Below are 21,212 nucleotides of genomic sequence, written 5' to 3' on the forward strand. Positions count from 1 at the left end.
TGTAATGAGGAAAAAAGGCGGAGGGAGCATCCTTTCGCCTTTTTTGCAGAATATAAGGCAGATGAGCAGAATGCAAGCAGAATGTATGGTTCGGCGTGCGTCTGATGCGGACATGGATGCGGTTCTCGCTTTTGCCGCGCAGATTTTCGCGGACGAGCAGGACATTCCGAAGGAGCTGAACTTCATTCCGGCGGATAAGCAGCCGCAGTGGTGGTGCATGGAGCAGGACGGCGAACTCGTCGGCACAGCGGCCATCTACCGCGAGGGCGGGCAGTGTCACATGGGCCGTATCACGGTCGCGCGCGGGCTGCGCGGACAGCACAAGGGAACCTTTCTGCTGAAATGTGTGCTGGATGATGTTTTTGCACAGGATGTGGATAACATTTTCCTCGAAGCGAGAGACGCAACGGTGCACATTCTTACCGGATTCGGTGCAGAGATTGCCGGGGAACCGTTCGCATTCTACTGCGGAAACGTCACACTGATGATTCTAACGCGAACTGCCTTTCTGCAGCACACAAACGGATGAAAACAACTGCTGAAGGAGTACCATGGCAGAGCATTATTATTACAGTATCGCCAGCGGTTCGAGCGGCAACTGCGGCTTATATATGGCGGACGGCACCGCGATCCTGATCGATCTCGGTGTGTCGCTGCGCAGGATTACGACTGCGCTGAAGGCACTGTCGCTCACGCTGGAGGATATTTCGGCGGTGGTGCTGACGCATGAGCACATTGATCATGTGAAGGGACTGCCGATGTTTCTTAAAAAAGCGAAGGCGCCGGTGTTCGCCACTCGCGGCACAGCCGAGGCTTTCGAGGAAAAGAATCCGGAGTACGCCGACCGTCTGAACGTATTCGACAGCGGCGAGCGCTTCTGGGTCAGGGATGTGGACGTTGTGCCGTTCCCGACGCCGCATGACGCGGCGGAGAGCACGGGCTACATATTCGAGCACGGCGGCAGCCGGTTCGGCTTTGCCACCGACCTCGGCTTTGTGCCGCGCGATGCGGCCGAGCTTATGCGCGGCTGCGAAATGGTTGTGCTGGAGAGCAACCATGATCCGCACATGCTGCAGGCCGGTCCGTACCCGTATTCGCTCAAGATGCGTGTTGCCGGACCGAGCGGGCACCTGTCCAATCCGGACTGCGCCGTATTTGCAGCGGATCTGGTGAAAAGCGGCACGCGAACGCTTGTGTTGGCGCATCTGAGTGAGAAAAACAACATGCCGGAGCTGGCGCGGCAGCAAACGCTGTCGGCGCTGCGCGGACTGCCCGCGTGCGAGGTGCTCGTTGCGCCGAAGGAGCACATGGAGCATCCGGTATCATTTGGGGAGGAAAGGCTATGCTCTCTGTCCGGCTGATCTGCGTCGGAAAGCTCGGAGAAAAATTCTGGGCAGACGCTGTAAAGGAATATACCAAGCGCCTCGGTGCATATTGTAAATTAGAGATCATCGAGCTGCCCGAGCAGCGTTTGCCGCAGACGCCCTCTGAGGGCGAGATCGCGCAGGCGCTCGAAAAGGAAGCCGCGCTCATCGAGAGCAAGCTGCTGCTCGGCGCGTCTGTGATTGCGATGTGCGTCGAAGGCAAGCCGATGTCCTCTGAGCAGCTGGCGGACTATTTCGGCAAGCTGACCGTATCGGGGACAAGCAAGATCTGCGTGCTCATCGGCGGCTCGTGCGGTCTGTCCGAGCGGGTGAAAAAGAAGGCGGCGCTGCGGCTGTCCATGTCACCGATGACGTTTCCGCATCATTTGGCAAGAGTGATGGTGCTCGAGCAGATTTACCGCGCGCTCAATATCGCGGCAGGCGGCAAGTACCACAAGTGAGAAGAGGGACAGCATGACAAAAGAACAGATCGCGGCGATCGCCGTGGTGCTGCTGCTCGGCGTAGTCTTTTTTGTGCGGCTGTACCGTCGGCAGCAGGAACCGCCGAAAGAGCCGCCAAAGCCGAGGCCGCTGCCGAAAACCGGTAAAATGCGCTGTCCGATGTGCGGCGCGGAAGCAAAAGTCACGGGCAAACAGTGGGAGTGTCCGTGGTGTGGAGACTGCGGTTGGATCAAATAAAGTTTGGGTACAAAAACAACCCGGTTAAATGTGGCTAACATCAAGAAAAACCATTTACTTTATTCATAAGATTTTGTAAAATGTAATATAGATGAGAACGCGGTTATTCGCACGGGACAAATGCGAAGCCGCGATGAGGGAAATTATATTTCAGGAGGGGCGTCCCATGATTATCACGATAACGCTTAACGCTGCACTGGACCGTACGCAGCGTATCGAGCACCCGCTGCAGGTGGGCAAGCTTAATCGCGCGGTGTCCAGTCATCTGGAACCGGGCGGCAAGGGCATCAACGTGTCGCGCGCGATCAAGGCGTTGGGCGGCAGCAGTATTGCGCTTGGCTTCAGTGCGGGCACAAACGGCCGCATTATGAAGGACATGCTGACAGCAGCGGACATTCACCACGATTTTGTTGATATTGCGGGACAGCTCCGTGTCAATACGCAGATCATTGATGCGCAGGGCGGCCATACCGAGGTAAATGAGCCGGGCAACAAGCTGGATGATTCGGATTTCCTGCGCTTGCTCGACCGCATGGAGAACTATCTGGACGAGGGCAATATCTTCGTTCTGGCGGGTTCTACGCCGCCGGAGTTCCCGCTGAAGAACTACCGTAAGCTGTGCAAGACCATCAAGAAGCACGGCTGCAAGCTGATCATCGACGCACAGGGCGAGCTGCTGCTGGAGGCACTGGGGTGTGAGCCGGACTTTGTAAAGCCGAACATCTTCGAGCTGGCTGAGGCTGTCGGTGACAAGCCGTCCGCCGATCCCGAGGTCGTTGTACATTCCGCACGCAAGATGCTGGATATGGGCGCAAAGGCTGTCTGCGTTTCCATGGGTCAGGAGGGCGCTCTGCTCACCGCAAAGGACGAGCCGGAGTCGCTGTACGTTACCACCAACCCGAAAATCTATGACGAAGGTGCGGTCGGTACCGGCGATGCAATGGTCGGCGCGATTGCAAACGCTATGCACGCGGGCATGAAGTTTGACGAGGTGGCACGCTACGCTGTTGCGATGGGCCGTGCATGTGCCCGTCTGGCCGGCACCGAGATGGCCTCTCTCAAGAAGGTTTACGAGGTGTACGAGACCACGCAGGTTTACGTTCTGTAAGCGAGAAACCACTACGGAGAGAACAACGAAGCGCGTTGTTCTCTCTTTTACTCTTTTCGCAATTACTTTAAGGAGTTAACAAATATGGATAAAAAACAATTACAGCAGCGCGTCACGGAGCAGCGCCGCCGCGTACGCCGCAGACTGACCATTCGCGGCGTACTGTCGCTTCTGGTCGTGCTGACATTCATCCGCTGTGCGTTCATGCAGCGGTATGAGAATATGTTCGTGTGCGTGCTGTCGCTTGTGCTGCTGGCGATGCCGACGCTGATTGAAAAACAGCTTGCCATCGACATCCCGCCGATGATGGAAGCTATCATCTACTGCTTTATCTATGCCGCCGAGATCCTGGGTGAGATCAACTCGTTCTACACCATCATTCCCGGATGGGACACCATGCTGCACACGATAAACGGATTTCTGGTCGCGGCGGTCGGCTTCTGCCTGGTTGACCTGTTTAACCGAAGCGAACGGTTTACCTTCAAGCTGTCGCCGCTGTTCCTGGCTATCGTGGCGTTTTGCTTCTCCATGACGGTCGGCGTGCTGTGGGAATTTTTCGAGTTCACCGCTGATCAGGTGATGCACACGGACATGCAGAAGGACTATGTCGTGCACGAGGTCAACTCGGTGTCGCTCAACCCGGACGGCCTAAATGTGCCGGTGCATGTGCAGATTGAGTCGGTCAGCGTTAACGGTGAGGACTGGACGGAGCAGCTTGGCGGCTATCTGGATATTGGCCTGATCGACACGATGAAGGATCTGCAGGTCAACTGCATCGGTGCGATCGCGTTTTCCATCATCGGCTTCTTCTACGTCAAGCACCGCGGCAAGGGAAAGCTGGCGGCAGCGCTCATTCCGGTCGTGCTCGATCCCGAAAAAGAAAAAAGTAAAAAAGATGAGCAAAACAGGGAACCAAATGACGAGTGATTCCGTCTAATTCAATACTATCCCCGAAAACGATTTGAAGGAGAGTATGGAAGTATGATGAAAAAACGAATGACCGCAGGTGCGCTTGCGGCTTTGATGGCGGCAGCCCTGCCGATTTCCGCGTGCGCGGCTCAGAATTCGGCACCGCAGCCGCAGCTGAATACCGCAGAGCACATGCAGTATATGAACGGCTACACGGACGGCACCTTTCGTCCGGATGCATCCATTACCCGTGCAGAGGCGAGCAAGCTGCTGGCCTCTCTGCTGGTGAACAAGGTCAAGAATGAGGACCATTTGTTTAATGACGTTTCGGTTTCCGCGTGGTATGCGGATGCTGTTCGTCAAATGACCGGTTTCGGTCTGGTGAACGGTTACACGGACGGCACGTTTAAGCCGAACGCTAAGATTACCCGTGCAGAGTTTGTAGCGATTCTGTCGCGCTTCCCGCACACCGATATCGGCACGGACAAGTCGTTCGCCGATGTACCCAAGACCAGCTGGGCGTACAATGCGGTGCAGACTGCTCTGGCGCAGGGCTGGATTTCGGCAGGCACGAATTTCCGCCCGAATGCGCCGATTACCCGTGCGGAGACGGTAACCATCCTCAACCGTGTGCTCGGCCGTCAGGCGGATGAGTTTACGATCAATACGAGTGAGGGCATCCGTATTATGCCGGATGTGCCGAACACGCACTGGGCATACTGGGATATGCTTGAGGCAACCACCGACCATAAGTTTGACAAGTCGAGCGGCTCCGAAAAGTGGACCTCGTTCGATAAGGAGACCACCGATTTGACGCCGGGCTGGCATAACATTGACGGCAAGCTGTTCCATGTCAATGAGGACAAGCAGTTTGACCATGACAAGTTCATCGGCTCGCTCGAGCTTGACCACAACGGCTACTACATCACCGGCTCGACTGAACTGGACGCGCTGCTGGCTTCGGCAGTAAAGAGCGTTGTCAAGGACAGCATGACCCAGCAGCAGAAGCTGCGTGCGGTGTATGATTACGCGAAGAATACGTTCGGCTATCTCGGCATCGGCGCGGCTGACACTTCGAAGAGCGACTGGGCGCTGACCTCCGCGACCGATATGCTTAAGACCCACAAGGGCAACTGTTACTCGTGGGCGGCAGGCTTTACTTACCTCGCTCGTCAGGTCGGCTTTGACGCACAGGCGATTCCTGGAACCGGCGTTTCGCCTAAGGGCAGTGAATCGGTTCACGCATGGACCGAGATCACCATTGACGGTACGGCTTACACCTTTGACCCGCAGATTGAAAGCGTGTATAAGAAGCGCTACAACGAGAATTACGACCTGTTCATGAAGAAGTACGGCGAGGCTGTCTGGGGCTATAAAAAGCCGGAGGTGAGCGAGCCGGAGCAGCCGGAGACCGTCAAGGTGGACGAGAAGCTTTCTGCGTTGGTGAGCAAGATTTACGGTGCGCATCCGTTCGGCGGCATGGGTGTTGCCGAGGAGGCACTCTACAACGGCATGGGTGAGGACGGCATGAGCCGCGGCCTGTTCTGGTACCTTGGTACGGATGACATCAAGTTTGAGGCAGGCGTAGCCTCCGAGTCTATGATTACCTCGCAGGCACATTCCATCGTTGTTCTGCGCTTTGCGGATGAAAAGCAGGCGGCAGACGCGGCGGCTAAGCTCAAGACCACGGTCGACCCGCGCAAGTGGATCTGCGTAGGCGTTGATGAGGCCAAGGTTGTCTCCAAGGGCAAGCTGGTCTGCGTTGTGATGGACGACGAAAACGGCGATTACTACATCAATAATTTCAAGGCGAATGCCTGAAACTGACCTTGTGAAACTTGCGTGAACTGACACTTTCCTAAAGCCACAATATCGCATACAATAGGCTTACAGACAGAATTACTGGAAAAGAGGGTATGCGATATGACAGGAAAAAACATCAGAAAGCTTGTGCTGGCAGCACTGCTGGCGGCACTGACGGCAGTTGCTACGATGATCATCCGCATTCCGACACCAACACAGGGTTACATTCACCTCGGTGACGGCATGGTGCTGATCTGCGGCATTTTGCTCGGTCCCGGTCTGGGCGCACTGGCAGCCGGTATCGGCTCGATGATGGCGGACCTTATCGGCGGCTACATGGCATGGGTGCCCGGCACGTTTGCCATCAAGGCGCTGACCGCTCTGCTCGGCGGCTGGCTGTACCACCGCATGGCAGGCAAGGGCATGAATACAATTACCCGTGTGGTTCTGTGCGGTATTCCGGCAGAGATCGTCATGGTTCTGGGCTACTTTGTGTACGAGGTCGGCATGGAGGTCGTGATGGGCAGCAGCATGGGCGCTGCGGCAGCCGCGGTTGTTCTCGGCGTGCCGATGAATATCGTGCAGGGCATTGCGGGTATCATCGTTGGTGCGGTGCTGCTTCCGGTACTCAGTCACGCAAGCGCGGAGATGGGCGAGAAGATTCGCGCATGATAAATGGATAGGAAAAACGGTTCCGGAGACGGAACCGTTTTTTTATGCGAATTTTGATTTGTTATCGTGTGATTCTCGGTGGAACGGCGGGTGACCTCACCCCGCTGTTTCTACTTGAATTGCACCAATCAACGTCGATGATATAAATGGATTTGACAAACGGTTTCACACCATACGGTTCGCAATTATCCCCAACCTGTGGATAAGGAAAAAGGACAGGAAATTTTCCTGTCCTTTTGGTCTATATGCGGTTACTCTTCCGAAACAAATACGCCGTAAATCGCGCTTGCGAGCTTCTTGAAGATATTCACGATACGCGCGAGAACGCCTTCGTCGGCAGCATCCTGATCCGAGGTGATAGCATCATCGTCATCATCGGTCGAAATCTCCTGCGTGCGCAGGATGAACTGCAGACTGCTCGGTGTCGGGTTCATACTGCTCGTGACAGACTGCAGGTCGGCCGAGGAGTCGATATTGAGGATGTTAGTATCGTCCTCAAGGTCGGTCTTAGCGTCGTCAATCGCATTGTGGATGTCGTCGGTCGCGTTCTGCAGCTTATTCGAGCTGTTCGAGCGGGAAGCCTTATCGAGCACATCGAGCAGGCCGTCGATGGTGGTCTGTGTGCTGGCATCCGCGTCGCTGCGAACCGAACGCAGTGTGCTGTTGACCGTGTTGAGCAGCTGGTAGGACGCGGTGAGCGTTTTGGTGGTGGTGTCGAGCAACTCGGTGCCCTTGTCGATGGAGGACGAGGTGATCGAGGTCAGCTGGTTGAGCGACTCGGTCAGTGCTGGAATCTCGGTCAGCTGCTGGTTGACGCGGCCAAGCGTGGTATTGGCGAGCTCGGTCAGCTTTTTGCCCTCGGCGGTGAAGTCCTGACCCAGACCCTTGTAATCGTCGAGTACATCGCAGATATCGTCGAGATTGTCGAGGATGGAATCCGAGGTGTCGAGGAAGCCGGAGAGGGAATCCGCAGTACCGGAGATGGTAGAAGTCAGATTTCTCATCGAAGTGGTCAGGTCACTGCACTTCTCAGAAATGTCCGATATAAGTTTGCCAAAGGTTGCTGCGGTTGTTTCATCGATGACGTGATTCTTTACCAGTAATTGCAGGATGTTAGTCAGCGCAGAACCAATGCTGTCATTCATGTTTTCAAGGGCTTTGATACGATCATTCAGGTTTTTCATATCTCCTTGAATATCGCTCAGGTCATCCTTCAGATTCTTAATATCACTCTGCAGCTCACTGATATACAGCCACTCCGAACCGGTCTTATCATCCAGATCATCCATGAGATTCTCCAAATTATTCAGCGAGGTACGGATATTCTGCAGCAGCGTCTGGTACTCGGTGATATCTGCACCGGACTCCTCGAGCGTATCGAGAATGCTGTTCGTGGTCGCGTTCAGCTTAACGAGCGTGTCCTTGGTGTTGTTCAGTTCCGGGATCAGCGAATCGCTTTCGCCGGTCAGCTTTTCCAGAGCAGTCAGCGCGGCATCCGTTTTGGGATCAATCGTGCCGCGGTCCTTGATCAGCTGCTGGCGCACGGCATTGATGCCCGAAATACCGCTCGACATCGTACCCATGCCGTTCTGCATGGACTGCATGGTGTCAAGCATGCTGCTCATGCCGGAGTACAGGCTGTCGCCGGAATCGCTCAGGCGGTCCTTGACGTCCTTCAGGTCGGAGATGATATCCAGCGAGGACAGAGTAGCCGGCGTCATAAACATGAACATACCCATGTTCTCAAAGTTATCCGAGCCGATACGCACGGTGAACGTGCTTTCCTCGCCCGGCATACCCATGAATACGACCAGCTTGTAGGTTCCCACAGACTGAACCTGTGCACCCGGTGCATCAATGGAAAGTGCCTTGCTCATGTCGATACCGGTGCCGCAGACGAGCATCATATTGTTTTTGTAGTAGTCGCTTGCGTAGCTGTTCGGCACCGCGTGAATGGTGATCTCCACCAGACCGTTTGCGCCTGCACAGTCCTCCGCCTTGACCGAAACACCGTTCAGCTTGTAGGAAACATCAAAGTTCCACGGCATCTGGATATTGACCTTGTCGGTCGGGATGCACTCGTAGTAGAAGCGTTGCTTGCTGGTGTCGGACAGCTTCCAGTACACCGAATTGTCCTTGATGACCGGCTCGTCATAGGTGCTCATGTTGTACACATCTGCGTAGCTGCCGAAATCGGTGAACTCGGTGTGGCCGTTCAGGCTGACACCCTTTACGATGCGCGTATTGGTCGGCGCACCGTAGTAATCCATGTTGATATATACCGATTCGTCGGTTTCTACCGTGGGCTCGGCGGCCTGTGCCGCCTGCGGCAGCGTGAACGCAAGAACAAGCGAGGCTGCGGTCAGTCGGCGCAGCTTATCTGTTTTCATGGTCGTTCTCCTCCGTATTATCGTTCTGGTTGTCATTCTGGCTGTCGTTCGGCTTATTCTTGTCGCTGCCGAGACGCTGGGCCAGCTGTTCAAGCTGCTCCTTACGCATCTCAATGCGGTTATGGATACGCATACGCAGCTTTTTGCCGATCATGCGCTTGTGTGCGGATTCTTCGGTCTGCTGCTGTTTGGACGGCTCCTGCGTCGGCGGCGTGTAGTTCTGCGGCAACTTGAAGCCATCGCCGTTCATCAGGTTCTTGAGCTTGAGGCGCAGCTCCTTGTTGCGTGCCTTGCGGTTTTCGCGGATCTGGTTCTGCAGGTTGACGCGCTGCTGGTGCAGCTCGCTCAGGATCGGCAGCTTGATCTTTGTCGCGCGGATCTTGTTCATCTTGGCGTGCTTCTTTTCTGCGTAATCCGACTTGACGATCCAGTGGTCGAACAGCATCAGGCACATCGGCAGGAAGAACAGTACGAGAATGACCGAGATCAGCGCACCGCGGCCGATCAGCTGGCCCAGACCGGAAATCGCTTCGACCGAGGTCATGAAGTACAGGCCGTAGGCAACCGTCATAACGATCAGACCGGAGGTCATAACCGATTCGGCGCTGACCGATACCGCCCGTATTGCGGCTTCCTTTTTATCCCCTTGTGAGCGGGCATCCAGATAGTTGCCGGTCATCAATATTGAATAGTCAACCGTAGCACCTAACTGGATACAGCCGACGATGATAAAGCCAAGGTACATGGTTCGCTGACCGTAAATGTACGGCAGAGCGGTGTTGATGAAGATCGCGCACTCGATCGGGATGAGTACGACGATCGGCAGGATCAGTGCCTTGTAGGTTATCGCGATAACGAGTGCTACACCCAGCAGGGAAACGATGTTGACGCGGTTGTAGTCCGGTACAATAATATCCTTAATATCCTGCGTGGACGGCGTTACGCCGACAAGGTAGGTCGTTTCGTTCGGGTAATACTTATCAATAATCGCGCGGATATTGTCCGAGAATTTGAAGGCATCGTCACTTTCACCGGCGGAACGCACGTTGATAATCACGCGTGCCCAGTTTTTCGAGTGCATCAGGCTGGTGATGTTCTCCGGCAGGAAATCCTCGGGAATGCCTTCCGGCAGAACGGACGACAGGCTGAGCGCGTACTTGACGTAGGACAGGTCGTCGATCTCCTCGGTCATCTTTTTCTCGGTGATGTTGCTGTCGGGCGGGACAAGCGCGATCATCATGTTGCTCTTGCCGAACTTGGCATTCATCTGCTGCTCGGCCTCGTAAACCGGTGTACCGGGTGAGTTTGCAACGGCCTCGTTGCCGTAAGAGAAATTCGCCATACCCTGTGCAATATAGCACGGAATGATGATGATAAGAACCACAAGAAATACGATATGACGGATTTTGTACGCAAATTCACCGATGCCGCGGCCCTGTTTGGGGATAAACGGACGGTGCTGCGTCTTGGCAATGATGTTCTGCGAACGCAGGATGAGCGCCGGCATGAGCAGCAGCACGGTCAGCAGGCTGAGCGCGATGCCCTTGGCCAATACGAAGCCCATATCCGGGCCGATGCCGAAGTTCATCAGTGCCATGGCGGCAAAGCCGACGATGGTCGTCATGCCGGAAGCACCGATGGATGAAAAGGCGGTTCGCCAGGCGTTCGCCATCGCCTGTTCGGGTTCTGCACCGGTTGCGCGCTCCTGCGTGAAGGCGTGCAGCAGGAAGATGGAGTAGTCCATCGAGCAGGCCAGCTGTAGCACCGCACCAACGGCGTTGGACAGGAACGAAATCTCGCCGAAGATGATGTTCGTGCCCATGTTGATGAGGATTGCAATGCCGAGCACGGACAGGAACAGCACCGGCTCAAACCACGAGGTGGTCGTGATTGTCAGAATGATGTAAATAATGACAACGGCCAGTGCCATAACACGGGCGACCTCTTTGTTAATGGTCGGGCCGAGGTTGGTATCCGATACAGCGGAGCCTGCTACCAAACCTCTGTCACCGACGATGTTTTCAATCTCATGCACCGCCTTGTGGGTCTGGTTGGACGAGTCCTTGTCGGTGAAGATAACATCCATGTAGGCGGTGTTATCCTTGTAGTAGTCGTCGATATTGTCGTAGTTGATGAATTCGCTCGAGCCGTAGATATTGGTGGCCATATCGCACCACATGACCATGTCCACACCGTCAACGTCCGCGATACGGTCCTTTATGTTTTTGGCTTCGTACAGCGTCACATCCTCGAGCATGACGCGTCCCATGCCGGGATAGGTAAATTCGTCCTCCATGATGTCCAGCGCCTGTGCGGACGGAGACGAATCCGGCAGGTATTTTGTTAAATCGTAGTTGATCCCAACCATCGGCACACAGATTAAACTGAAGATGATCAGTACGATATAGATCTTTTCAATCAGTTTTCGATTGTTAATGATCAGGTCAACAGGGCTATGTCCTTTAAGTTTCACAAAGAAAACACCATCTTTCTCAGAAATAGATATTGTGTAGGATTTCTTTTCGTGTTATAGTATAGTACATAAGGATAACGAACGCAATAATCAAATATGATAAGAGTGAATGATAACGCACAAAAATATTATATGTGTTCGTTAAAATGCGAATTACGGAAATGGAACGGAAAAAGCAATATGAATGGAGTGAAATACCATGGCAGAAGTGGAGGATAAGCGCATCCGACGAACGAAAAAGCTGCTGCGGCAGGCACTGACGCGGCTGATGCAGCAGAAGGACTTCCAGAGCATCACCGTGACCGACGTAGTGCGCGAAGCGGATATCAACCGCGGCACATTTTATGCGCATTATCGGGACGTGTATGACCTGCGCGATAAGATCGAGACAGGGATGATCGAGGATTTCCGCGGGATGATCGCAGCCATCCGCCCGAGCGAGACGGTAACGCTCAAGCTGGTGCTCAGCCGTCTGATGGATTATCTGGAGGAGAATCGTGAGATCGTTACCGCACTCATCAAGGTCAATGCACCGGATGGTTTCGGCAAAAAGATGATCGGCGTTATCGAGGAATGCCGCATGGAGCTGCTGCCGTACCGCAGTGTCGAGGATGCGTATGCTGCACGCTTTCTTGCGACCGGCGTCATCGGCATGACCGAAAAGTGGATCACCGAGTCGCAGCCCATCCCGAAGACCGAGATGGTCAGCCTGATCACTAAGCTGCTGACACCGCTGACACCGCTGGTGCCGCAGTCAGATGTAGCGCAGAACTGAGTAAATCAGTAGGAATTTAACGGCACGAAAGGGAGTACCCGCAGGCGGGTACTCCCCTTCACGGTATTATCGTTTACGCAGGACAAATTCAGCCAGCCGTTCGGTGGCATCCGGATGGGCAATCTCGCTCATGGTTCTCCGCACGGTCTCCAGCCGCACCGGATTGCAGAACAGCTCGTACACCGCCTCGTCGATCGGGAAGTGCTTGGTAATGAGCGCCGCCATGCCGTTGTTGACCAGAAAATCAACATTGCGCTCCTCGTGACCAGGGATCGGATCGAACAGCAGCATCGGCAGGTTTTTCGCCAGAGCCTCGGACACGGTAAGACCGCCCGGCTTGGATACAATGCAGTCGGACGCGCTCATCATCACCTCTACGTTGTGTACAAAGCCGTAGGGATAGATCCTGCAGCTGCCCTGATAATGCGCGGCAAACTGCTCTACATGGTAGAGCATCTTTTTGTTGTTGCCGCATACCACAAGAAACTGGAACGGCGTGCCGATCTGCGACAGGCTTTCGATGTTCTTCACATGGTCGGCGTGGCCCATGCTGCCGCCCATCAGCAGGATGGTTTTCATTTTCGGATCAATGCCGAGCTGTGCCGCCGCGTCCTCGCGGGACAGCTTTTCGTTGAATTTCGGGTGCACCGGAATGCCGAACGGCAGGATGCGGTCCTCCGGAATGCCGCGCTGTACACAGCGGTAGGTGAGCAGTTCACTCGCGGTGACGATGTACTGCACGCGCGGCACATCCTCCCAGTACGGGTGGAGCGTGTAGTCGGTAACAATGCCGATGGTCTCGATATCGGCGAGTTTTTTGCGTTTTTTCAGTTCATCGACCATCTGCGCCGCAAAAACGTGCGTACAGATGATAACATCGGGCACATGGTTCGCAATGACCTTGGCAAACTTGGACGCACCGAGTGCGTTGATGATATTGATAATGCTCGGCGCAGAGTTAAAATAGCTTGCGCCGTTGTTCTCGGCCAGCTGGTAGACCAGACGGTACAGCGTCTGCATGTGCTTGGAGGAGAACAGATAGCCCTTGTCGATGGTGGTTTTGATCAGGTTGCTGATATAGGCGTAAACATCCAGCGTGTGAACTTCCGCGCCCTTGGATTCCAGCATGTCGCCGATGGCCTTTGCGGTGGCATGGTGACCGAAACCGGCGGTGACGGATAAAATCAGTACTCTCATACAATGCCTCTCCTTATATTGCGGCATTTGTGCTGACCGGACAGGACAGCATGCCTAAGGATATTTTATCGTAAACATGCGAAAAAATCAAACTACACTTTAGTTAAATGTATGCGGATAAGCGATATGCAGCGGTATTTCCGGTATCATATATTCCTTTTTTTCAGGTCCGGCAGGAGTTTTTCTCGGTTAGCTATTTTATTCCGGGCGATTTTGTACTATAATAAATCTAATAAACAAAAATACAGGAGGCTTAGGGAAATGGCTCTGTCTATTAAGCCCTACATTGAAAATAAGGAACGCATCCACCTGATCGGCATCGGCGGCGTATCCATGAATTCGCTTGGCGAGCTGCTGCTCAGCCGCGGTGTGCCGATTTCCGGCTCCGACCGTCTGCGTACGGATGTTACCGCACGGTTGGAGGCTCTGGGTGCAAAGATTACCTACGAGCACAAGCCGGAGAACGTCGAGGGTGCGTCGCTCATCGTGCGCACCGCTGCTGTGCATGACGAAAATCCGGAGATTGTCCGCGCCCATGAGCTGGGCATTCCGGTCATGGAGCGTGCCGAGGCATGGGGACACCTCATGCGCGATTATGACAACGTGGTTTGTCTGGCAGGCACGCACGGCAAGACAACTTCCACCTCGATGATGACGCTCATGACCATGGAAGCGCAGATGGACCCGACCGTTATGGTCGGCAGCAACCTGCCTGCCATCGGCGGTACGCTCCGTATCGGCGGCAAGGGCTGTTTTGTGGCTGAAAGCTGCGAATACTGCAATTCGTTCCTGCGCTTTGCACCGACCGTTGCGGTTATCCTCAATGTGGAGGAGGATCATCTCGATTTCTTCAAGGATATCAACGATATCATCCACTCGTTCCATGAGTTTGCCGAGCTGACCCCGATGAACGGTCTTGTTGTCGTCAACGGCGATGACCCGCATGCAATGCGCAGTGTGGCAGGCATCAACCGCAAGGTCCGTACCTTCGGCACGAGCGCAACCTCGGACGTTTACCCGACCGACGTGCGCGATGAGAACGGCTACTACCGCTTTACCGTTATGGTAGAGGGGAAGGAGTACGCTAAGGTGGCGCTGTCCGTTCCGGGTCGTCATAACATGCTGAACGCTCTGGCGTGCTGCGCCGCTGCCGAGTTTCTCGGTGTGCCGGGTGACGCTGCCGAGTGCGGTCTGAACAAGTTCACCGGTTCGTCCCGCCGTTTCCAGCTGGTCGGCAAAATGCCGAACGGCGCAACCGTCGTAGACGATTACGCGCATCATCCGAGCGAGATGAAAGCCACGCTGAACACCGCGAAGGAAATGCACTTCGACCGTATCCTGTGCGCATTCCAGCCGCACACCTATACCCGCACCAAGGCGCTGTTCCACGAGTTTGTGGACGCGCTCAAGCTGTGCGATCAGGCGGTTCTTGCTCCGATCTACGCCGCCCGCGAGAAGAATACCATCGGCATTTATTCCTCGGATATCGCCAGGGAGGTGCCGGGCGCGGTATCGTTTGACAGCTTTGACGAGATTGCGGATTATCTCCGTAAGGAGGCAGGCCCGAATGATCTGGTGCTCACCATGGGCGCCGGCAATATCAATGAAGTCGGACCGATGCTGATCAAGAATAAGTAAAGAGATAACGAGAAAACCCGCTTTCGAGCGGGTTTTCTTTTGTCAAAATAGATACGGTGTGCCGAGTCGTACCCCGGGGCGCCTTCTCTTGCCCTTCGGGCAATTCACCTTGCGCCCTTGCCGGGCAGGCAAGGCGCGTTCGCTTTGAAGCGAAAACCAATCAAATTTACAGAATGAAAAAAATTTTGAATCCTACTTGACAAAAACGCATAAATGGTTCATACTACAGATATAGAGAATTGTACAATTTGTATAATTCCGGTTGGTAAGGAGGGTGCGTTATGAATAACAACTTGATTATTACTATTGGTCGTGAATATGGTACCGGTGGTCGTGAGATCGGTCAGAAGCTGGCGCTCCGTCTGGGCGTTCCGTTCTATGACCGGGAACTTATTACCCGTGCGGCTAAAAAGACCGGATTTGACGAAAAACTGTTTGAGCAGCTCGACAAGCGTGCGACCAACAGCTTCCTGTACTCGCTGACGATGTTCGGTTCGGTTGGTCTGAACGGCATGAGCCTGACCGATCAGCTGTATCTGGCTCAGTCCAATATCATCCGCGAGATGGCAGAGGATTCCTCGTGTGTTATCGTTGGCCGCTGTGCAGACCATGTACTGCGTGACTTCCCGAATAAGTTCGATTTCTTCATCCATGGCTCGATTGAGGACCGTGTAAAGCGCGTTCAGACCTGCGGTGATTACGTCATCGAGGGCAAGACGCCCGAGGCTGCTCTCGAGAAGATGGATAAGCAGCGTTCTACCTATTACAATTACTATACCGGCAAGGTATGGGGCAAGTGCGACCATTACGACCTCTGCATTAATGCAGGCCGTCTGGGTGTTGAATATTCCACCGATATCATTCTGGAGTACATCAATCGCCTGAAGAAGTAACTGCTGTATAGGGAAAAGAGAAAAGAGAGAGTGCGGAAAGGTCGTCCCTTGCGGACGGCCTTTCGCATTTTTACAGATAAAAGGATAGGAGAAAAACGATGAAAATACGAAGAATTATTGCTGTATTCGCAGCGGTTTTTGTACCGTTTCTGCTATTTTGTGTGGGATCGGGATTGACCGAGCAGCAGAATGTCACACTGCGCGATTATACGGTTTCCGAGGATAGGAAAACGCTGACACTCCATGCAGCTGTCTTTCCGCCGATTGAGGATATCCGGGATTATAAGGACGAGCCGAAGAACGGCGAACATTATCTCACGTTTTACAACGCATTCGGCAGTGCAAACACGATGAGTGCGGGATACACCGTTGTCCTGCCGATTGAGGATATGGATAAGGCGGTTTATTTTAATGATGCCGACGGATTCCATCTGGTTCTGCAGAAGAATGCGCTGACCGGTGAGTGGGTACGACCGTAAATTTCCGCAGAACAGGGAACCCAATAGCCCCCGATTTCGTCTAACCGGACAAAGGAGGAATTGCTATGAAGAGATTGCTTGCAGGAACACTTACGGCGGCTCTGGCGCTTGGATTGACAGGATGCGCTGAGCCGGCAGATGAGCCGTTAACTGAAAAACCCGTCATCTACCTCTATCCTGAGCAGGAAACGACGGTTTCCGTATCGCTGGATTACGCGGGCACGCTCACCGCGACGTATCCGGCCTACGAGAACGGCTGGCGCGTCACCGCCGAGCCGGACGGCACACTGTACGACGAAAACGGCGACGAATACTCCTACCTGTTCTGGGAGGGCGAGGACAACACCGACTACGACTTCTCCAAGGGCTTCTGCGTCGCCGGAGCGGACATGGCGGATTTTCTCCGCGAAAAACTGGCCGAGATCGGCTTGACACCGCGCGAGTACAACGAGTTCATCGTGTACTGGCTGCCGAAAATGCAGGATAACCCGTACAACCTTATTTCGTTCCAGTCCGAGGCGTACACAGATGCCGCCAAGCTGGACATTGACCCGACACCGGACAGCGTGCTCCGCGTATTCATGGCATGGAAGCCGCTGAGCAAGCCGCAGACCATCGAGCCGCAGACGTTCACGCCGTTTGCAAGAGACGGCTTCACCGTGGTAGAATGGGGCGGCTGCGAGGTGAAATAAGAAAAGAAAAACACCCGTCATTGACGGGTGTTTTTGCAGTTTACGAAACTCTGCTAGTGCGCATCGTGCCGCTGACCGGACGCCAGATCAGCAGAGACAGCGCATAGTCGATCATCGAATGAATGAACGAGCCGAGCAGCACCAGACCGAGCAGAATGCGAACGGTTTCCGCGCCGGACAGGCCCTGACCGAAGTAAACCGGTACGCAGACTAGGGTTTCCAGTGCCGCGTGGATGATGCTGAGTACCGCACCAAGACCAAACAGCTTTGCGTTGCGGTTTTCAACCTGCTGACGGAAGTCAATCAGCTCCGGGTGCTTCTGCAGATAGTATGCACCGAGCGCAACCCAGACAACGTGGGTCAGCGCACGTAGGACGACCGGCATGGTGAAGCCGCCGACCAGAAAGCCAAGCGTCGTGCCGACTGAAACGGCCACGCCGACAGCCGGAGAAATGAACATCGCCAGAAAAATAGCAACGTGGCTTGCCAGCGTGAAGCTCATCGGGTCGAGTCGAATCTTTACAGGAGAAAAAATCGGGATGATGATGCCGATCGCACACAGTACGCCGGCCAGCGCCAAATGATACAAACTTTTACTCTTAACCATGGGAACAGGTCCTTTCCAATATTTGAGTTGTGAACAGATAGAAGTATACAACATAAAACAACACCTGTCAAGACACATTGTTCACAAAAAGTTTGGTTGCCTGTAAAAACAGGTTGTGCTATAGTAAGGGCAGACAAGCAGTAAGGTCAGAAAGGAAGACAGGCATGATCTCGATCGACCGATTTGAAGAAATATTATCCGATCTCGCGGAGGAGATTCCGCAGTCGTTTTACGAGGAACTGAACGGTGGTATCGTCGTTGAACCCGGGTATCTTCTGCACCCGGAGGACCGCAACGGCACCCTGTATGTGATGGGGCAGTACCGCATTGATCCGGCGATGGGCAAATATATTGTAATGTACTACGGCTCGTTCAAGCGGGCGTACCGCCATATGGATGAGGATGAGCTGACCGAAGAAATGCGAAAAGTTCTGCGGCATGAATTCCGTCATCACGTGGAGGGACGCGCCGGTGTGCGTGATCTGGAGGTATGGGACGCGGAGCAGATCGCTATGTATAAGGAGCAGCAGGCAGATAACGAGTAAAAGAAAACCACCCGAACGAAATTTATCGTTCGGGTGGTTGAGGCTGTCGCGAAACTACAGTTTCGCCGACAAGCAGGAACGGACCGTAGGCCGTTCCAAAGTCGTACGAAAGTTCCTCCCGATGGTCGAAACTTTCTTCCTCCAGAAGTGTAAAAAGCCAGATACATGCTCCGGCTTTTTACGAATTTGCACAGCAAATTCTATTTCATGCGCGCTGCCGCGCGTCAGCGTCAGCAGCGCGAAAACGGACTTTATTGATAGACTGAACCACCCGAACGAAATTTGTCGTTCGGGTGGTTTTTAGTTATCCTCGAGAAGCAGAAAGCCTTTGTCCTTGAGTCCCTGAATTACGCGTTCGAGCGTTTTCTCATCTGTGGCGCGGATGGTGTGCAGGTGGATGCCGCCGGTCAGGTTGGACAGCGGCCGGGAGCCGGACTGCTGAATCTTCTCGTTAAACGCGTCGGCGTCATACCGCGAGAAAATGTGCAGCGGTGCACAGATTTGGCCGTATACAGCGTGCTCGACCGTCACATCAATTACGGCTCCGCCGAGATCGACGACCGTGTATAGCTCCTCAAGCATGCGGCTGTTGTCGTGGTGGCTGACAATGTGCCGCTCCGCACAGGTCGGCGCCGAGGTGTTCTCCAGAATATATCCGCGCGGCGTAGCGAGCACGGCCAATCCGCCTGCACGCAGCAGCGCAACATCGCCTACAATAATCTGGCGGCTGACACCGCATTGCGCGGCCAGCGCGGTCGCCGATAACGGCCCGTTCGCCTGTGCAAGCAGGTGGGTGATTTTAGTGCGTCGTTCCGCAGCGTTCATGGTTAGTCACTCCTTACATCCTTATATGATAGCAAAAGTTGACGGAGTATGCAAGTGTCAAGATGTGAGAGATTACGTAAGGTAGGAGGTAGGAGTGAGGAGATAGGAGTTTTGCAATGATTGGGCGTTGCGTGGGCGGCCACTGGCCGCCCCTACGGTTAGGCAATGTGCAGATGGTTGACAAACGGTGCGCCGAGGTCGCACCCCAGGGCACCTTCTCTTGCCCTTCGGGCAATTCACCTTGCCGCACCCTATGGTAAAATTGGTTAATAATTGTAATTCGTAGGTGCTGTCCGTAGCCATCAGACAAACGAGTTGCGCGGCACAGTCATCCCCCAGGGGACCCTCTCTTGCCCTTCGGGCAATTCACCTTGTGCCGCGCCTGCGGAGAGTAGCCGATATGTGTAGCAGTAAGGAATCTGGCATTGCGTAGAGGTAAAGAAATGGGCGGACACATTGGTCCGCCCCTACGGTAGAAAAACTTCTCTGCCGGTCCTTTATAGTCTCAGTTCTGAAAATTTCGCCGTGTTTTCTAAGGGAAAGGGGAGATTCGCAAGAGGGTGGAAACCGCAGGTGTCTACCCTCTTGTGCGCTCCGCCGCGTAGGCGAGTTCCGTTCGCTTCGCAAGCGAAAATTTCACGATTTAAGACGAGTTATCGTCTTTGAACAATCTCATGCGGTCTCCCGCCCTCATACAGCTGCTGCCGAATCGCGGCGAACATCCGCTCCGCCATATCCAGATACCGGCGGACCTCCAGCTCATCAATCTCAAACGGCAGGTCGGTTGGATACCGCGTCTCAATATATAAATCATTGAGCGCCGCGCTCTCGTCCAGATATTCGGAGAACGCCTTCGAGTCCAGCTGAATCGCCTGACGGCACAGGTACGTCAGGTTGTGTCCGTCAAAATGCCGTCCGGTGCGGAACAGCAGATAGCCTTTCAGCGCCTTTTCAATCGCCTGCTGGCAGTGGAACGCGATGTTGTAATGATCGCCGCCGTAGGTCAGCAGCAGACGTGCGGCCTGCAGGTCGCACAGTGCCTTGTCCAGCCATTTGTAGTAAAAACAGCTGTCGGATGCACCTTTACGTCGCCTGGTCATAAATCACCTTGCCTTTCCGGGCGATCCATGCGGCATACGAGGTACTGTCCGTGCAAAGCTCCGCCCATTCCTCGGTGGTGTAAACGCTCAGACTGACGGGTACGGAAACCGTGATCGCCAGGTGCAGGTGTGTGCGCAGTGTGCGGCAGTTGGCGCTCTCCGGCACGATAATGCAAAGGCTGAATGCCTTGAGCTTGTCGGTTGCCATCGTACGTTTTTCCGCATACAGGATGATTTTGACCGGCTGGCATGCGCCCAAAATATCGCATACAGCCTGCTCGATCGCTTGCGTCATACCAATCCCTCCTTCGGGTCGGGCAGCGGCGAAAGCGTGGCAAGCGCCTCGAAGCGGGTTTTGCCGTCGGCTTCACCGCGAATGTAACGTGCGCTGTCCGCCGTGCCGGTCAGCAGCGAAAGCGATTCGCCACAGGCGGTTTCGGCGGTGTAGTTGACCTGCAGTTCGGAGACGAACCCCGGCTGCCTGTGCAGATCGAGCGCGTCCGAGATCAGCTCGACCGCACGCACGTTGTTGACATGATTGTTGACATCCAGATCTGAATAACGGACCTCGTGAACATGATGCAGGCGCACATTGTCGCACGACAGCTTGGGCAGCGGCGCAAACAGCTCTCCGCGGGAGGTGTGCAGATACTGCTCGGCTTCGGGAAATGCGCTCGGACGCACAATGCGGTGAGTCTCCGGGTCGAGCGTTACCCACATAGACTGTGCGTCGCCAACCGGCTTGTTATCCACAAAGAACGAGAAACTGCGGTACCAGCTTGCACCCTTGATGCCCGGACACCACGTTTCGCACCGCAGCCGCTCATACGGCAGCAGCGGACGCGTCAGCCGCGCTTTCATGCGCGAGAGCACCCACACGATCCGCAGATCGAGCGGACCGATGTGCAGCGCTTCTGCGTGGACGGTCGCTGCGTCCTGCATGATATTCCACAGGAAGGACGGCTTGGCAATGCCGCGGTTGTCAATGTGGCTGTAATTCACCTCATATTCACGGGTGAGTAGATCGACCATGGGAATGCACC

At 54.5% G+C, this 21,212-nt stretch carries 22 protein-coding genes; 14 read left to right on the forward strand and 8 right to left on the reverse strand.

The features are described 5' to 3' along the window. Positions 1-70: 70 nt before the first annotated feature. The 8 genes from DW088_RS10375 (at position 71) to DW088_RS10410 (ending at position 6,555) form a co-directional block, all read left to right on the forward strand. A complete protein-coding gene (locus tag DW088_RS10375; RefSeq protein WP_158574666.1) occupies positions 71-529 on the forward strand; it encodes a GNAT family N-acetyltransferase in 459 nt (152 codons plus the stop codon). 22 nt (positions 530-551) lie between these two features. After that, on the forward strand, positions 552-1,361 hold the full coding sequence (locus tag DW088_RS10380) for an MBL fold metallo-hydrolase (protein ID WP_118360657.1): 810 nt from the start codon (positions 552-554) through the stop codon (positions 1,359-1,361). After that, a complete protein-coding gene (gene rlmH / locus DW088_RS10385) occupies positions 1,343-1,825 on the forward strand; it encodes a 23S rRNA (pseudouridine(1915)-N(3))-methyltransferase RlmH (protein ID WP_118360658.1) in 483 nt (160 codons plus the stop codon). The genes DW088_RS10380 and rlmH overlap by 19 nt, the downstream gene beginning before the upstream one ends. Positions 1,826-1,838: 13 nt before the next feature. Next, entirely contained in the window at positions 1,839-2,063 is a 225-nt protein-coding gene (locus tag DW088_RS10390) for a hypothetical protein (RefSeq protein WP_118360659.1), read from the forward strand. Positions 2,064-2,229: 166 nt separating this feature from the next. Further along, the gene (locus DW088_RS10395) at positions 2,230-3,171 is read left to right on the forward strand and encodes a 1-phosphofructokinase family hexose kinase (protein ID WP_158574667.1); all 942 of its coding nucleotides are present in this window, start codon (positions 2,230-2,232) and stop codon (positions 3,169-3,171) included. Positions 3,172-3,255: 84 nt separating this feature from the next. Further along, positions 3,256-4,098 carry a hypothetical protein gene (locus tag DW088_RS10400; RefSeq protein WP_118360661.1) on the forward strand — a complete coding sequence of 281 codons (843 nt, stop codon included), beginning with the start codon at positions 3,256-3,258 and terminating at the stop codon, positions 4,096-4,098. Between the two features lie 54 nt (positions 4,099-4,152). Then, complete coding sequence (locus DW088_RS10405) at positions 4,153-5,901, forward strand: S-layer homology domain-containing protein (RefSeq protein WP_118360662.1); 1,749 nt, start codon at positions 4,153-4,155, stop codon at positions 5,899-5,901. Between the two features lie 102 nt (positions 5,902-6,003). Further along, positions 6,004-6,555, forward strand: coding sequence for an ECF transporter S component (locus DW088_RS10410; protein ID WP_118360663.1), 552 nt, complete (start codon positions 6,004-6,006; stop codon positions 6,553-6,555). A 251-nt stretch (positions 6,556-6,806) separates the two neighbouring features. On the opposite strand, the gene DW088_RS10415 is transcribed toward DW088_RS10410, so the two are convergent. Continuing rightward, positions 6,807-8,945, reverse strand: coding sequence for a hypothetical protein (locus tag DW088_RS10415; RefSeq protein ID WP_118360664.1), 2,139 nt, complete (start codon positions 8,943-8,945; stop codon positions 6,807-6,809). Then, complete coding sequence (locus tag DW088_RS10420) at positions 8,932-11,418, reverse strand: efflux RND transporter permease subunit (RefSeq protein WP_243029882.1); 2,487 nt, start codon at positions 11,416-11,418, stop codon at positions 8,932-8,934. Before DW088_RS10420 ends, DW088_RS10415 begins: the two co-directional genes overlap by 14 nt. Positions 11,419-11,617: 199 nt before the next feature. Between DW088_RS10420 and DW088_RS10425 the strand changes: the two genes are divergently transcribed. Next, on the forward strand, positions 11,618-12,193 hold the full coding sequence (locus DW088_RS10425) for a TetR/AcrR family transcriptional regulator (RefSeq protein ID WP_118360665.1): 576 nt from the start codon (positions 11,618-11,620) through the stop codon (positions 12,191-12,193). A 66-nt stretch (positions 12,194-12,259) separates the two neighbouring features. On the opposite strand, the gene DW088_RS10430 is transcribed toward DW088_RS10425, so the two are convergent. Next, positions 12,260-13,390, reverse strand: coding sequence for an MGDG synthase family glycosyltransferase (locus DW088_RS10430; RefSeq protein ID WP_110436098.1), 1,131 nt, complete (start codon positions 13,388-13,390; stop codon positions 12,260-12,262). Positions 13,391-13,651: 261 nt separating this feature from the next. On the opposite strand from DW088_RS10430, the gene murC reads away from it, so the two are divergent. The 4 genes from murC (at position 13,652) to DW088_RS16325 (ending at position 17,092) form a co-directional block, all read left to right on the forward strand. Next, positions 13,652-15,028 carry a UDP-N-acetylmuramate--L-alanine ligase gene (gene murC, locus DW088_RS10435; RefSeq protein WP_118360666.1) on the forward strand — a complete coding sequence of 459 codons (1,377 nt, stop codon included), beginning with the start codon at positions 13,652-13,654 and terminating at the stop codon, positions 15,026-15,028. Between the two features lie 281 nt (positions 15,029-15,309). Further along, entirely contained in the window at positions 15,310-15,921 is a 612-nt protein-coding gene (locus DW088_RS10440; RefSeq protein WP_110436100.1) for a cytidylate kinase-like family protein, read from the forward strand. A 98-nt stretch (positions 15,922-16,019) separates the two neighbouring features. Next, the gene (locus tag DW088_RS10445; protein WP_118360667.1) at positions 16,020-16,400 is read left to right on the forward strand and encodes a hypothetical protein; all 381 of its coding nucleotides are present in this window, start codon (positions 16,020-16,022) and stop codon (positions 16,398-16,400) included. A gap of 65 nt (positions 16,401-16,465) precedes the next feature. Further along, a complete protein-coding gene (locus tag DW088_RS16325) occupies positions 16,466-17,092 on the forward strand; it encodes a hypothetical protein (RefSeq protein WP_118360668.1) in 627 nt (208 codons plus the stop codon). Positions 17,093-17,132: 40 nt separating this feature from the next. On the opposite strand, the gene DW088_RS10455 is transcribed toward DW088_RS16325, so the two are convergent. Continuing rightward, positions 17,133-17,699, reverse strand: coding sequence for a hypothetical protein (locus tag DW088_RS10455; protein ID WP_117489964.1), 567 nt, complete (start codon positions 17,697-17,699; stop codon positions 17,133-17,135). 164 nt (positions 17,700-17,863) lie between these two features. Here DW088_RS10455 and DW088_RS10460 point away from each other — a divergent pair, with 164 nt between their 5' ends. Then, positions 17,864-18,244, forward strand: coding sequence for a metallopeptidase family protein (locus tag DW088_RS10460; RefSeq protein ID WP_118360669.1), 381 nt, complete (start codon positions 17,864-17,866; stop codon positions 18,242-18,244). 300 nt (positions 18,245-18,544) lie between these two features. Here DW088_RS10460 and DW088_RS10465 read toward each other — a convergent pair whose 3' ends face one another. From DW088_RS10465 to DW088_RS10480, 4 genes are all read right to left on the reverse strand, one after another. Then, the gene (locus DW088_RS10465; protein ID WP_118360670.1) at positions 18,545-19,069 is read right to left on the reverse strand and encodes a transcription repressor NadR; all 525 of its coding nucleotides are present in this window, start codon (positions 19,067-19,069) and stop codon (positions 18,545-18,547) included. Positions 19,070-19,722: 653 nt separating this feature from the next. Beyond that, positions 19,723-20,169, reverse strand: coding sequence for a HEPN domain-containing protein (locus DW088_RS10470; RefSeq protein ID WP_117489955.1), 447 nt, complete (start codon positions 20,167-20,169; stop codon positions 19,723-19,725). Further along, positions 20,153-20,464, reverse strand: a complete 312-nt coding sequence (locus tag DW088_RS10475) for a hypothetical protein (RefSeq protein WP_118360671.1) — start codon at positions 20,462-20,464, stop codon at positions 20,153-20,155. The genes DW088_RS10470 and DW088_RS10475 overlap by 17 nt, the downstream gene beginning before the upstream one ends. Next, the gene (locus tag DW088_RS10480) at positions 20,461-21,201 is read right to left on the reverse strand and encodes an acyl-[acyl-carrier-protein] thioesterase (protein WP_118360672.1); all 741 of its coding nucleotides are present in this window, start codon (positions 21,199-21,201) and stop codon (positions 20,461-20,463) included. Before DW088_RS10480 ends, DW088_RS10475 begins: the two co-directional genes overlap by 4 nt. Positions 21,202-21,212 lie beyond the last annotated feature (11 nt).

Origin of the sequence: Butyricicoccus sp. AM05-1 (genome assembly GCF_003474415.1) — a bacterium.
Lineage (GTDB): Bacteria > Bacillota > Clostridia > Oscillospirales > Butyricicoccaceae > Agathobaculum > Agathobaculum butyriciproducens.

What these genes read in the sequence shown, in the direction of transcription:
- DW088_RS10375 (WP_158574666.1), top strand. Translation starts at nt 71, where the DNA reads ATGCAAGCAGAATGTATGGTTCGGCGTGCGTCTGATGCGGACATGGAT.
- DW088_RS10440 (WP_110436100.1), top strand. Translation starts at nt 15,310, where the DNA reads ATGAATAACAACTTGATTATTACTATTGGTCGTGAATATGGTACCGGT.
- DW088_RS10425 (WP_118360665.1), top strand. Translation starts at nt 11,618, where the DNA reads ATGGCAGAAGTGGAGGATAAGCGCATCCGACGAACGAAAAAGCTGCTG.
- DW088_RS10445 (WP_118360667.1), top strand. Translation starts at nt 16,020, where the DNA reads ATGAAAATACGAAGAATTATTGCTGTATTCGCAGCGGTTTTTGTACCG.
- DW088_RS10415 (WP_118360664.1), bottom strand. Translation starts at nt 8,945, where the DNA reads ATGAAAACAGATAAGCTGCGCCGACTGACCGCAGCCTCGCTTGTTCTT.
- DW088_RS10405 (WP_118360662.1), top strand. Translation starts at nt 4,153, where the DNA reads ATGATGAAAAAACGAATGACCGCAGGTGCGCTTGCGGCTTTGATGGCG.
- murC (WP_118360666.1), top strand. Translation starts at nt 13,652, where the DNA reads ATGGCTCTGTCTATTAAGCCCTACATTGAAAATAAGGAACGCATCCAC.
- DW088_RS10465 (WP_118360670.1), bottom strand. Translation starts at nt 19,069, where the DNA reads ATGAACGCTGCGGAACGACGCACTAAAATCACCCACCTGCTTGCACAG.
- DW088_RS10455 (WP_117489964.1), bottom strand. Translation starts at nt 17,699, where the DNA reads ATGGTTAAGAGTAAAAGTTTGTATCATTTGGCGCTGGCCGGCGTACTG.
- DW088_RS10390 (WP_118360659.1), top strand. Translation starts at nt 1,839, where the DNA reads ATGACAAAAGAACAGATCGCGGCGATCGCCGTGGTGCTGCTGCTCGGC.
- DW088_RS10470 (WP_117489955.1), bottom strand. Translation starts at nt 20,169, where the DNA reads ATGACCAGGCGACGTAAAGGTGCATCCGACAGCTGTTTTTACTACAAA.
- DW088_RS10400 (WP_118360661.1), top strand. Translation starts at nt 3,256, where the DNA reads ATGGATAAAAAACAATTACAGCAGCGCGTCACGGAGCAGCGCCGCCGC.
- rlmH (WP_118360658.1), top strand. Translation starts at nt 1,343, where the DNA reads ATGCTCTCTGTCCGGCTGATCTGCGTCGGAAAGCTCGGAGAAAAATTC.
- DW088_RS10380 (WP_118360657.1), top strand. Translation starts at nt 552, where the DNA reads ATGGCAGAGCATTATTATTACAGTATCGCCAGCGGTTCGAGCGGCAAC.
- DW088_RS16325 (WP_118360668.1), top strand. Translation starts at nt 16,466, where the DNA reads ATGAAGAGATTGCTTGCAGGAACACTTACGGCGGCTCTGGCGCTTGGA.
- DW088_RS10395 (WP_158574667.1), top strand. Translation starts at nt 2,230, where the DNA reads ATGATTATCACGATAACGCTTAACGCTGCACTGGACCGTACGCAGCGT.
- DW088_RS10410 (WP_118360663.1), top strand. Translation starts at nt 6,004, where the DNA reads ATGACAGGAAAAAACATCAGAAAGCTTGTGCTGGCAGCACTGCTGGCG.
- DW088_RS10460 (WP_118360669.1), top strand. Translation starts at nt 17,864, where the DNA reads ATGATCTCGATCGACCGATTTGAAGAAATATTATCCGATCTCGCGGAG.
- DW088_RS10430 (WP_110436098.1), bottom strand. Translation starts at nt 13,390, where the DNA reads ATGAGAGTACTGATTTTATCCGTCACCGCCGGTTTCGGTCACCATGCC.
- DW088_RS10475 (WP_118360671.1), bottom strand. Translation starts at nt 20,464, where the DNA reads ATGACGCAAGCGATCGAGCAGGCTGTATGCGATATTTTGGGCGCATGC.
- DW088_RS10480 (WP_118360672.1), bottom strand. Translation starts at nt 21,201, where the DNA reads ATGGTCGATCTACTCACCCGTGAATATGAGGTGAATTACAGCCACATT.